13 protein-coding genes and 1 pseudogene are annotated in these 10,231 nt (G+C 55.3%); 5 read left to right on the top strand and 9 right to left on the bottom strand.

Annotated features, from left to right (window positions below; all coding sequences use genetic code 11):
* Nucleotides 1-174: 174 nt before the first annotated feature.
* From tatB to tatA (C4542_04330), 3 genes are all read right to left on the bottom strand, one after another.
* A complete protein-coding gene (tatB, locus tag C4542_04340) occupies nucleotides 175-756 on the bottom strand; it encodes a twin-arginine translocase subunit TatB (protein ID RJO62377.1) in 582 nt (193 codons plus the stop codon).
* Nucleotides 757-798: 42 nt separating this feature from the next.
* Nucleotides 799-1,008: a twin-arginine translocase TatA/TatE family subunit gene (gene tatA, locus C4542_04335; GenBank protein ID RJO62376.1), complete on the bottom strand. Its 210-nt coding sequence runs from the start codon at nucleotides 1,006-1,008 to the stop codon at nucleotides 799-801.
* A 151-nt stretch (nucleotides 1,009-1,159) separates the two neighbouring features.
* Nucleotides 1,160-1,369, bottom strand: a complete 210-nt coding sequence (tatA, locus tag C4542_04330; protein RJO62375.1) for a twin-arginine translocase TatA/TatE family subunit — start codon at nucleotides 1,367-1,369, stop codon at nucleotides 1,160-1,162.
* 252 nt (nucleotides 1,370-1,621) lie between these two features.
* Here tatA (C4542_04330) and C4542_04325 point away from each other — a divergent pair, with 252 nt between their 5' ends.
* A complete protein-coding gene (locus tag C4542_04325) occupies nucleotides 1,622-1,870 on the top strand; it encodes a hypothetical protein (GenBank protein RJO62374.1) in 249 nt (82 codons plus the stop codon).
* An 80-nt stretch (nucleotides 1,871-1,950) separates the two neighbouring features.
* Nucleotides 1,951-2,172, top strand: coding sequence for a hypothetical protein (locus tag C4542_04320; GenBank protein ID RJO62373.1), 222 nt, complete (start codon nucleotides 1,951-1,953; stop codon nucleotides 2,170-2,172).
* On the opposite strand, the pseudogene pfkB reads toward C4542_04320, so the two are convergent.
* Both pfkB and C4542_04310 read right to left on the bottom strand, forming a co-directional pair.
* Nucleotides 2,169-3,105, bottom strand: a pseudogene (gene pfkB / locus C4542_04315) (1-phosphofructokinase). The gene C4542_04320 and the pseudogene pfkB overlap by 4 nt on opposite strands.
* Nucleotides 3,102-4,109 (bottom strand): tagatose 1,6-diphosphate aldolase, encoded by a 1,008-nt coding sequence (locus tag C4542_04310; GenBank protein RJO62372.1) that lies wholly within the window; start codon nucleotides 4,107-4,109, stop codon nucleotides 3,102-3,104. The pseudogene pfkB and the gene C4542_04310 overlap by 4 nt, the downstream one beginning before the upstream one ends.
* Before the next feature lie 140 nt (nucleotides 4,110-4,249).
* Here C4542_04310 and ispH point away from each other — a divergent pair, with 140 nt between their 5' ends.
* The 3 genes from ispH (at nucleotide 4,250) to C4542_04295 (ending at nucleotide 6,987) form a co-directional block, all read left to right on the top strand.
* Nucleotides 4,250-5,107 (top strand): 4-hydroxy-3-methylbut-2-enyl diphosphate reductase, encoded by an 858-nt coding sequence (ispH, locus tag C4542_04305; protein RJO62371.1) that lies wholly within the window; start codon nucleotides 4,250-4,252, stop codon nucleotides 5,105-5,107.
* Nucleotides 5,108-5,355: 248 nt separating this feature from the next.
* A complete protein-coding gene (gene trpS, locus C4542_04300) occupies nucleotides 5,356-6,330 on the top strand; it encodes a tryptophan--tRNA ligase (protein RJO62370.1) in 975 nt (324 codons plus the stop codon).
* A 147-nt stretch (nucleotides 6,331-6,477) separates the two neighbouring features.
* Nucleotides 6,478-6,987: a nitroreductase family protein gene (locus tag C4542_04295; protein ID RJO62369.1), complete on the top strand. Its 510-nt coding sequence runs from the start codon at nucleotides 6,478-6,480 to the stop codon at nucleotides 6,985-6,987.
* Between the two features lie 119 nt (nucleotides 6,988-7,106).
* Here C4542_04295 and C4542_04290 read toward each other — a convergent pair whose 3' ends face one another.
* From C4542_04290 to C4542_04275, 4 genes are all read right to left on the bottom strand, one after another.
* Nucleotides 7,107-7,298, bottom strand: coding sequence for a hypothetical protein (locus tag C4542_04290; GenBank protein ID RJO62368.1), 192 nt, complete (start codon nucleotides 7,296-7,298; stop codon nucleotides 7,107-7,109).
* The gene (locus C4542_04285) at nucleotides 7,295-7,576 is read right to left on the bottom strand and encodes a hypothetical protein (GenBank protein RJO62367.1); all 282 of its coding nucleotides are present in this window, start codon (nucleotides 7,574-7,576) and stop codon (nucleotides 7,295-7,297) included. Before C4542_04285 ends, C4542_04290 begins: the two co-directional genes overlap by 4 nt.
* A gap of 637 nt (nucleotides 7,577-8,213) precedes the next feature.
* Entirely contained in the window at nucleotides 8,214-9,407 is a 1,194-nt protein-coding gene (locus tag C4542_04280; protein ID RJO62366.1) for an aminotransferase class I/II-fold pyridoxal phosphate-dependent enzyme, read from the bottom strand.
* 12 nt (nucleotides 9,408-9,419) lie between these two features.
* Entirely contained in the window at nucleotides 9,420-9,905 is a 486-nt protein-coding gene (locus tag C4542_04275; protein RJO62365.1) for an Lrp/AsnC family transcriptional regulator, read from the bottom strand.
* Between the last annotated feature and the right edge of the window lie 326 nt (nucleotides 9,906-10,231).

Here is a 10,231-nt window from a genome sequence, read left to right as displayed (position 1 = left end):
GAAAATCATGCCGACCCCCAGACCGAGGGCCACGGAGATGGCCGAATAGAGTATGCGGTTGCGCAGCTCTTTGAGGTGTGCCATGAAAGGAGCGCGGCCTTCGGCACCCGGCACTATCAGGGCGTCGTCAACCATTTTGTCTCCAGGTCAGGCTACTTTTCAGCATCATATTGGTTACTCGAAATCGTTGGCTGGCGCGGGAGAAGGAACGGGGTCGGGTTCGGGAGCGGGAGCGGGGGCCTCGTCCAGGGGCGCGTCTGCAGTCTCGGGGCTGCCGGCGACCGCCGCCGAGACCTCCTCGGCGCTCTTTTCGAGTTGAGCGGTAGCCTCGTTGACCCCGGCTGCAACCGTCTCGGAGACAGTTTTGGCCTGTATGTCGAGAGTCTCGGAAATCTCTTTGGCATTCTGCTCAAGACTGACGGCTGCGTCTTTGGTGCCGGCTTCCACAGTCTCGGAGACGGCTTTGGACTGGGCATCGAGGGTGGCCTTGAGGTCGGCCACGTCTTTTTCGAGGGATTTTTTGACCTCGATAAGGTCCTTCTTGAAGCCCGCAGCCTTGCCGTCCTCTTCATCATCGAGGTTGATGGCCTTGGATATCTGTCCGGTGAGGCCGGTGGTCACCTTCTGGAAATTGCGCACGAAACGGGCTGTCTTGCGCGCATACTCAGGCAGCTTATCGGGGCCGACCACGAGCAGGGCCACGATAAGGATGATGAGCAGCTCCCCCCAGCCGATATCCATGCCCAGGAAACTCAAGGCTTCATCTCCAATCCGGAACGGGTATCAAATCCAGCGGATTTATACTTCTTTACTGGTGGCTTTCTTGGTCTTGCGGCGGGGTTTGGCCTCCGCCACTTCCTCTTCCTCGGAGCCGCTCGAGCCCTCGCGGAAGCTGCGGATGGCCTTGCCGACGGAGCCGAATATCTGAGGCAGCTTGCCGGCGCCGAAGATGATGAAGACGATGACGAGGATAAGAACTAGCTCCAGTGGTCCCAGTTTGAAAGGCATTTACACTCTCCTTTTATAAATTAGTTCCTCTGCGCTCCCGGTGAGCGGAGGGGAAAAAGCGCAACTAAATTGAAATACTCCTCCGAGTCAAGAAGACGCCATAAATCCAGCGGCTTTTATTTCGTGATGCCGAACAAAAGCAAGCGAGCCTTTAAGCTTCGGCTGTTTTCTTGGCTGCCTTCTTGCGGGCCTTGGGGCGTGGTTTAGCCTCTTCCTCTTCGTCGTCAGTCTGCCCGGTCTTGAAGGCTTTCATCGTCTTACCGAGCGCGGAACCGATCTGCGGCAATTTGCCGACTCCGAAAATAAGCAAAACTATAACCAGAATAACGACGAGCTCTAAAGGCCCCAGTTTAAAAGGCATGATTAACTCCTTTTGGAACACGGTATGAAGGGAAGGAGGGATGAACGGGTTTGTTCCAGAGTGACATCGGTTTTCTAATCATAGATGACCAGCCTGTTATTGTCAACCGAATGACTACAATCGAGTGGAATTGCTTTGTTTCAATGAAGACATAGTACCACTTTACCAGCGCAGGGAACTTACGGGTGATTGCATTTAAGTGCTGGACAGTGAAGAATGTGATAGATAAGTCGGGAAAAATGTAGGTGAATGATGAAGTCTGAAGATAATGGCAAGAACAATTACGGCAACCCGGCCGATGTGATGCTTTTACTGGCCAAAGAGGCCGATGACGTGATAGCCCTGGCGAGCAAATCGGCCCGTCAGGAGGCCGAAGAAGAAACGGAGAAGCTGCTGCGTCAATACGAACAGAGGGCCAAGCAGATTGTTCTCAAGATACGCGAGGAAACCCGCTCCCGCGCCGACGAGATGGGGCCCGTTTCCGCGATGCTCTCATTCTGAGGGTTGAGGAGGCATCCACGGCGGCTCTGGATGAGACATTAAAGGGTGTCGGCATCAAGGCCGATGAGATAGTCAAACACATGCAAGAAGGCGTCAGGAAAGAGACTAGACAGGCGCTAGCAGAGAGCCTGATTGCTGGTGACGAACAGCCCGCGCGCCTGCAGCGTGAAGAAGAAAAGCCCGTGGCTAAAACCCAACAGCCGGCAGTTGAAGAAATCAGCTTGGTGAGCGGAGAGGGCGAACTGGCTCCCAAGGCCCCCGAAGATTTTGAAAAGTGGCTTGCAATAGGTGTGAGGGGTTAGCTTAACTTCTCAGTCCTGACCAGAGGCAGAATTCTTTCCACATCAGCACGGCGCGCCAGCGTCGTGCCCGGCATCAGCACAGCGGCCGTCCCCATGGCCACCGCCAGCCGGCAGGCATGTATGTATGAGTGATTCGCCACCCTCCAGTGCAATAGCCAGCCCGGCTACGGCCGAATCCCCCGCCCCCACCGTACTTACGGCAGTCACAGGAGGTGGGATGGCCTTGATTGTCTCGTACTTATCGGCTGCAATAAGACCGTCCTTGCCGAGCGAAATCACGGCTATCTCGACGCCCATGCGCACCACCTTATTTACAGCGTCCACCATGTCTTTTTCGGATGCCAGCGGCCTGCCGAGCAGTTCTTCGGCTTCGCGCTCGTTCGGCTTGATAAGGAATGGACGTGCTTTGATGCCCTCTTTGAGGTAGATGCCGGACGAGTCCAGGATAGTTTTTATACTGTGCCGGCGCGCCTTGCGGATAATGACGGCGTAAACATCCGCCGGAAGTCCGGGCGGCACCGAACCCCCGCAAACAAGGAGTTTCGGAGCAGGCTGCATCTCTCAGACGACGCCAGTCAGGTTGTTGACTTCCCGCATGCTGATACCTGGCCCGGGCGTGCTGATGCGGAACTGCCGGGCTGAATCGGTCTCGCTTATGATATAGCAACTGCGCGTCTCTTCGTTGATAGGGATAAACGAGAAAGGCACTCCCTCTTGCGCCAGCAGAGTCGTAAGAGTTATGCCTTCGTTGCCGCCGGCAAAACCGAAGGCCATAGTCTCGCTGCCCATCTCGTGCACGGCGCGCGAAACGTCCAGCCCCTTGCCTCCGGCATACTGAGTAATTGCCTGACTGCGGTTGGTCTCGTTCATCTCCAGGTGTGCCACCGAAATGTACTTGTCCAGGCAGGGATTCAGCGTGATAGTAGCTATCATGTGTTATCTTCGTAGGATGTATGCCAATCCGATGTGATTTCGGCCAGGTTCTGGGATGTCAGGCTCAGCTTTTTATACCAGGGAGCAGCGTATTGATGAGCGACTTCCGCCAGCTTCTTGAGCCTGTCCGCGGCAATAGTTGCCAGGAATTTACGCCGCACACTGCCGTCTGTCATGGCGATGGCTTCCTGCCAGACGGCGCGACCTGCCAGGAACCCGGAAGCCCCAGCGCGGCAGGCCAGCTCAACCTCTTTGATGAAGGGCTCGAAGCTGGTTCCGGCACTGAGGATAACCCAGGGTTTTTGCGACGCATTATTGAGTTCTTCGCAGGAACGTCTCAACTCTCTATCGTCACGCTGATGCGCCAGGTCGGCGGGAAACTCGGCCTTGAGCACGTCGATGGGCAGGGCTGTCATGTCTCTGGCCGTCTGGATAACTACGCTGCTCTTGATCTCCGCGAATTGTTTGGCGCTATTGACCTCTTCCCCGATGGGATAGCTGAGAGGTTCCACCAAGAAAGGGATATCGAATCGCTGGCACTCACGCGCCACCTCTCCCACCAGTTGAAGCTGTTTTTGCGCCAACTCCCTGAGGTCCGGGCGGTAATAGACCAGCATCTTGGCAGCGGAAGCCCCCATGCGCTTCAGTTTGGCTACGCTCCAGTTCTCAAGCAGCCGTGTCTTGCGGTACTGGCTGTCGCCCGTGTATCCGGTGGCCTCCAGGCTGACCAGCAGTCCGCAGGTTTTGGGGATGAGGCTGCGCGATATGCACTGCGTTGCTCCGTAAATGGGGTCGAGCAGTACTGCGCTGGCATAGGGAGCTAAAGCCTCGCATAAGTCCAGCTTGAAATCGGTCATCTCGCGGGGGCAATTGTCGGTACGCTCTGGCGCGCACAGCACGCTCTCCAGCGAGCCACGGTGGTCCATGGCGCACATGGTGAAGATGCCGTCCGCGCCGGCTATCTGCTGAAGGCCGCGTATCTTGCCGATGCTGAGTGCGTTCATAGCCTTGAATTCATTATGGGGTAAAGCGGGGCGTTAAGCAACTGCTGATGAGAGAGCGCATCCGCAATTCATTTTTACAGCGGAGCTATTTCGTGGTAAATTGTGCAAGAAATATATATTGATTTGTTGGGAATAGTCTCATGCCGACCAGGATAAAAAAAGCCTCCAATATCGGTTTCTGCATGGGCGTGCGCCGCGCCATCGATATCATTACCGATGTGGCCGATAAGCAGGGCGGCGTGGAGACACTGGGCGCTCTGGTGCACAACCAGCAGGTGCTGAAAAAGCTGGCCGAGCACGGAGTCAGCATCGTCGACAATGTCTCCGATATTAAAGGCAAAACCGTGGTTGTCAGCGCGCACGGCGTCGGCCCCAGAGTTACCGAGGAGATCGAATCCCGCGGGCTGACTGCCATCGATACCACATGCCCCTTCGTCAAGCGCGCCCAGGTGGCTGCCCGCAAACTGGCGGACGCGGGTTTTTACACCGTTGTTTTCGGCGACGTGGATCATCCGGAGGTCAAAGGCATATTGGGCTGGGCTGACGGCAAGGGCATGGCGACGCTGGACGCCCGCGACCTTAGTAAACTGGAGGAGCTCCCGCGCAAGCTGGGACTTCTCTCACAGACCACGCAGATACCGAAGGCCTTTTCGCGCTTCGTCAAGGATGTCATCGACATAGCGCTGGTGAAGGACGCCGAGATACGCGTCATCGATACGCTGTGCCACGACATACGCCGCAGACAAGCCGACACACTCAAGATGGCCAAAGACTCGGATATAGTTTTCGTCATCGGCGGGCGCAACAGCGCCAACACCAAGCACCTCTTCGAGCTGTGCTCCACGGTAGCGGATACGCGCCTGATTGAAACGGCAGCTGAGATAGACCCGGCCTGGCTCAAGAACAAGCAAAAAATTGGCGTAACGGCGGGGGCTTCTACAGACGACGAGACCATCGACGACGTGATGGCCCGCCTGCGCGACGTGACGGGGGAGTGAAAAAACCCTCGGCGGGCAGCTTTTAGTGAATAGGCCTACCTTACTCTTATATCTCCCACGAAGGTGAAGAATTGACAATAATTCCTCTCTCCTTGGAAAGGAGAGATAAGAGAGAGATTCTTTCGGCCAAAACACAAACAGCATCTGGAAAAATCCCCCTTAGTCCCCCTTTCCCAAAGGGGGAGTTTGACTCCCCGCGTTGCCGACCTAACGAGTCCTGTGTTACACTTTTCTATTGAAGGAGCATTATGAAAAAGCGTGTTTTTTCGGGCGTTCGCCCCACCGGACGCCTGCATATAGGCAACTATCTGGGGGCGGTCAAGAACTATGTCGCCCTGCAGGACGAATACGACTGTGTCTACTGTATCGTGGACCTGCATGCCCTTACTACTCTGGAGGAAACGAGCCAGCTCCAGGAGAACATCTACGAAGCGCTGCTAGACCTGCTGGCTGCCGGGCTGGACCCCAAAAAGAGCATCATCTTCGTGCAGTCTCACGTGCCGGAGGTGACCGAGCTCTTTACGCTCTTGGGCATGGTCACGCCGCTCGGCTGGTTGCTGCGCGTGCCCACCTTCAAGGAGAAGGTCAGGATGCACCCGCACAACGTGAACTACGGGCTGGTGGGTTATCCCGTGCTGCAGGCGGCCGATATTCTGCTTTACCGGGCGGATGTCGTGCCGGTGGGCGAGGACCAGTTGCCGCATCTCGAGCTGACCCGTGAGATTGTGCGCCGCTTTAACGAGCATTTCGGCGAGACCTTCGCCGAGCCCCAGGCCAAGCTGACTAGCTTCCCGCTGGTGGTGGGGCTGGACGGCAAAGACAAGATGAGCAAGTCGCTGGGCAACCACATAGAGCTGGCGGCCACGGCGGAAGAGACCACCAGAAAGGTGATGTCGGCGGTGACCGACCCCGCCCGCAAGTTACGCTCCGACCTGGGACACCCCGAAGTGTGCAATGTCTACAAGCTGCGCAAGAATTTCGAACCTTCGATAGTGGACACTCTGGCCGAGAATTGCCGCTCCGCTAAAATCGGCTGCGTGGACTGCAAGAAAGCCCTGGCGGAAGCCATCAATCGCGACCTGGCCCCCCTGCGCGCGCGGAGAGCTGAACTCGCGGCCCGCCCTGAATACGTGCGCGAGGTTATGACGGACGGCGCGAAACGGGCTCAGGTCATTGCCAGACAAACGCTGGCCGAAGTTAAACAAAAGATGAGGCTGGTCTAATTTTAATCCTCCTCTCCCTCGATGGGAGAGGATAGAGGTGAGGGTGAGACTTGTGTCTCTAAACCCTACCCCTCACTCCTGTCTCTCCCGCAAGGGGAGAGAAGATGCTGTTTTCTTCCTCGGAGGAAAAACGCAGGAGGTGTGCTCATGGAAGCCCTTGATGCCATTCTCAGCCGGCGCAGCGTCCGCCGTTACACTGATAAACTGGTACCCCCGGAGACAGTGCGTATTCTGCTCGAAGCCGGCATGGCTGCTCCCTCGGCTAACAACAAACAGCCCTGGCATTTCGTCGTTATCACCGAACGCTCCATTCTCGATGCCATCCCCAATTTCCATCCCTATTCCCGCATGTTGCTCGAAGCCCCGCTGGCCGTTCTCGTGTGCGGGGATACCAGTTTAGAAACACGCCCGGGCTATATGGCGCAGAACCTGTCGGCGGCCGTGGAGAATATCCTTATCGCGGTTCAAGGGCTGGGGCTGGGGGCGGTGTGGCTGGGCGTTTATCCCCGCGAGGAGCGCATGGCGGGAATGAAAGAGTTGCTCAAGATACCCGAGGGTTTTATCCCCTTTGCTCTTATCTCCATTGGCTACCCGGCGGAAGAGTTACCATCGGCGCAAAGATACTCGGAGACTAGAGTACACCATAACGGATGGTAAACAAAAAGAGCGGAGATTGTCGGTAGTGGGTCAATTTGAATCCCATTGGTAGAGACTTGCTCTAAATAAACTGTCACTCTATTGGGATATAGAGGAAATAGTACAGTTAATTGATTTACCTAAGACTGTCCTTCAATGTGTTTAGCCTGTTGCACTGTTAGGTGAGGCTCTGTTCGCGCAAAGACATGGCTGTCAACTATTACCATGTGGTCACTGACATTCAAATCAACAATTGCTGATTTGATGAAATGGTGGTTATTTATAGTATCTGCCCATTTACTAACCGTCGACTCGTCCCGGATTATGTTCATACGTGAAAGCTTGGTTCGTGTACCCATACATACCCCCTTCTTTTTAGAATCACAGCCACTTGTATTGGGTCTCCACAAGCGGCTTGCCCAATCTCATAAGTAGAATATCCTATGGTCGTTTTTAAGATGTGTTCCGTGAATCCAATTGCATCTTGAATAGGCATTGAATCAAATATCACTGGCGTGGCGAATTGTGTTTTCACTTGCTCGACTAGTTGTGCAGAGACTCCAGCTTTAGTTAGAACATCGGCGATGCGTTGGTCGAAACCAAAGTACAAACGTGAGAAGGGTATCTCAATTCCTCTCCAACTAGCCCCAAAGTCTCCCGTCCCTCGTACAACATTAATTGTTGATCCTGGAAACTTTACCTCCCATAGTTCAGGTAGAGGGGTTTGATCCGAATAACCTCCTACAAAGAATCCCAAGATTGGCAAGTTAGGTGTTGGCGCAGGGCTTGGAGGTACAGGATTAGGGGCAGGAGTCGTCGTAGGAACAGGTGGAATAACCGGGGCGGGCGTTGGTGGAAAGGCAGTGGCATAATGTTTCTGGACAAAAGCTGCCAATCCTTGTGCTATGGATTGGATAGTTGTCTTAGAAGTCACTTGGCTTTGAAAATCAGATACTATCCCACCTACGGAAAGCGGGCCAACGTTCCCAGCTCCCCAAGTAGCGATGGCTATTGGGAGATTCCCTAATTGAAAAAGCTTGGTAGCATTGCTGTATCCCTTGAGAACTTGAGTAGTGCCATTTGCACCAGCACCGACTATAGTAGTCATACTATCAGTACCGAGAACTAAACAGTCTCTAGACTTAACAGCGGCAACAATTGTCATAGCTTAAATATTATACATTATGTGTCAAATAGACCCACTACCAGATTGTCTCCGCTCTTGATTTTTGGCGTAATAAAATACATCAAGTTCTGTGCTTGTTCACAAAGCGCCTGATGCGCACCAGCGCCTCTTCCAACTCCGGCAGCGAGGTGGCATAGCAGCAGCGCACGAATCCCTCGCCGCAGGCGCCGAAGGCGGTGCCCGGCACCACCGCCACCTTTTCTTCCTGGAGCAGCTTTTCAGCGAATATCTCGGAACTCATGCCGGATATGGTTATATTGGGGAAGGCGTAGAAAGCCCCCTTGGGCTCGAAGCAGGAAAAGCCGATGTCGCGCAAGCCCTTGACTATCAACTTGCGCCTGCGGTTGTAGTCGGCCACCATCTCCAACACGCTTTCCTCTCCGCCGCGCAGGGCTTCGAGGGCAGCCACTTGCGCCATGGTGGGGGCGCACATGATGGTGTACTGGTGTATCTTGGTCATGGCGGCGATTATCTCCCTGGGGCCGGCGGCATACCCGATGCGCCAGCCCGTCATGGCATAGGCCTTGGAGAATCCGCCCAGCAGGACGGTCCGCTCCTGCATTCCGGGTAACGCGGCGAAACAGGTATGCTCGATGCCGTAAACCAGCCGCGAATAAATCTCATCGGACATCACCAGCAGGTCGTGTCTGCGGGCTACTTCGGCTACTGCCTCCAACTTCTCTCTGGGCATGACCGCGCCGGTAGGGTTGGCCGGGTATCCGCTCAGAATGGCCCTGGTGCGCGGGGTGATAGCGGCTTCGATGTCGGCGGCGTCTATTTCGAAATTGGAGGCTTCAACCGTGGGTATCATGACAGGCTCACCGGCCGAAAGCGAAACCGAGGCGGGGTAAGCCACATAACAGGGCGCTGGCATGATGACCTGGTCTCCGGGGTCGATGGTGGCGCGCATGGCCAGGTCGAGGGCTTCGCTTACGCCGATGGTGATAAGTATTTCCGTAGCCGGGTCGTATTTCAGCCCGTATCTCTGTTCAAGGTGGCGGGACAGTTCCTGACGCAACTCCGGCGTGCCCAGGTTGGAGGTATACATGGTGCGGCCCTGTTCCAGGGAATAAATGGCGGCCTCGCGCATGCGCCAGGGCGTGGCGTAGTCCGGTTCGCCCACGCCCAGCGAAATGACCCCATCCATGGAGGCCAGCAGGTCGAAAAACTTGCGGATGCCGGAGGGCGCGATGCTGTCAGCCCTCTGCGAGACACGGCTCCTTTTCTCGGTTTTTATAGGACGTATCGTTGTCATGGACGGGTCTCGTTAAAGGATTACCGCCTGGCGCTTAACTTCTTCTTTACCGGCCATTATTTCGCCGTCTTCTTTATAGCGTTTGAGCACGAAGTGGGTGGTGGTGCCGGTCACTCCCTCGACTGGAGCCAGCTTGCGCGTGACGAACTCGGCCACTTCCTGCATAGACTTGCCCTCTACCAGCACGGCCAGGTCGTAGGTGCCCGACATAAGATAGACCGTCCGTGCCTCATCGAAGCGGTAGATGCGCTCGGCGATGGCGTCGAAACCCACATCGCGCTGGGGCGTTATCTTGACCTCGATGAGCGCCCAGACATGTTCGTTGCCCACCTTGTCCCAGTTGATGAGGGCTTTGTATTTGACGATGGCGCGCTCGTCTTCAGCCTGCTTGATAGCCTTGCCGACCTCATCCGCGGTGGAGCCGGTCATGGCAGCAATCTGCCCAGGGGTGAGTTTGCCGTCCCTTTCCAGTATCTTGAGGATTTCCTTGTTGAACATATAAGTCACCTCGTTCTGGAGAATAGAGCCACCATTATAGCAGAACTTTGTCAGCTTTGTGCAACGTGGAAGCCTTTCATTCTGAGTCCGCCCCAAGCGGGCGAAGAATCTGGCGCGAATATTCTCTTCTCCCTCGACGGGAGAGGATTGAGGTGAGGGTGAGACTTAAGGCGATAATTCTACCCCTCACTCCTGTCTCTCCCCCAAGGGGAGAGAAGATAGGACGGGCTGCAAAAGTTCAGAAACATATTGGACTCTCTGGGAGGTGAAGATGGGGAGTCCGGATGAAGCAAATCTATGTAGAAAGTTATTACCGGAGCGGCTAT

The sequence above is a fragment of the Dehalococcoidia bacterium genome (assembly GCA_003597995.1).
Lineage (GTDB): Bacteria > Chloroflexota > Dehalococcoidia > Dehalococcoidales > UBA1222 > SURF-27.
This window is presented reverse-complemented; position numbering and strand designations above follow the sequence as displayed.

Bases quoted from the DNA above. Each gene is read 5' to 3' on its own strand.
- tatA (RJO62376.1), bottom strand. From the start codon at position 1,008: ATGCCTTTCAAACTGGGACCACTGGAGCTAGTTCTTATCCTCGTCATC.
- tatA (RJO62375.1), bottom strand. From the start codon at position 1,369: ATGCCTTTTAAACTGGGGCCTTTAGAGCTCGTCGTTATTCTGGTTATA.
- C4542_04325 (RJO62374.1), top strand. From the start codon at position 1,622: ATGAAGTCTGAAGATAATGGCAAGAACAATTACGGCAACCCGGCCGAT.
- C4542_04320 (RJO62373.1), top strand. From the start codon at position 1,951: ATGCAAGAAGGCGTCAGGAAAGAGACTAGACAGGCGCTAGCAGAGAGC.
- C4542_04310 (RJO62372.1), bottom strand. From the start codon at position 4,109: ATGAACGCACTCAGCATCGGCAAGATACGCGGCCTTCAGCAGATAGCC.
- ispH (RJO62371.1), top strand. From the start codon at position 4,250: ATGCCGACCAGGATAAAAAAAGCCTCCAATATCGGTTTCTGCATGGGC.
- trpS (RJO62370.1), top strand. From the start codon at position 5,356: ATGAAAAAGCGTGTTTTTTCGGGCGTTCGCCCCACCGGACGCCTGCAT.
- C4542_04295 (RJO62369.1), top strand. From the start codon at position 6,478: ATGGAAGCCCTTGATGCCATTCTCAGCCGGCGCAGCGTCCGCCGTTAC.
- C4542_04290 (RJO62368.1), bottom strand. From the start codon at position 7,298: ATGAACATAATCCGGGACGAGTCGACGGTTAGTAAATGGGCAGATACT.
- C4542_04280 (RJO62366.1), bottom strand. From the start codon at position 9,407: ATGACAACGATACGTCCTATAAAAACCGAGAAAAGGAGCCGTGTCTCG.
- C4542_04275 (RJO62365.1), bottom strand. From the start codon at position 9,905: ATGTTCAACAAGGAAATCCTCAAGATACTGGAAAGGGACGGCAAACTC.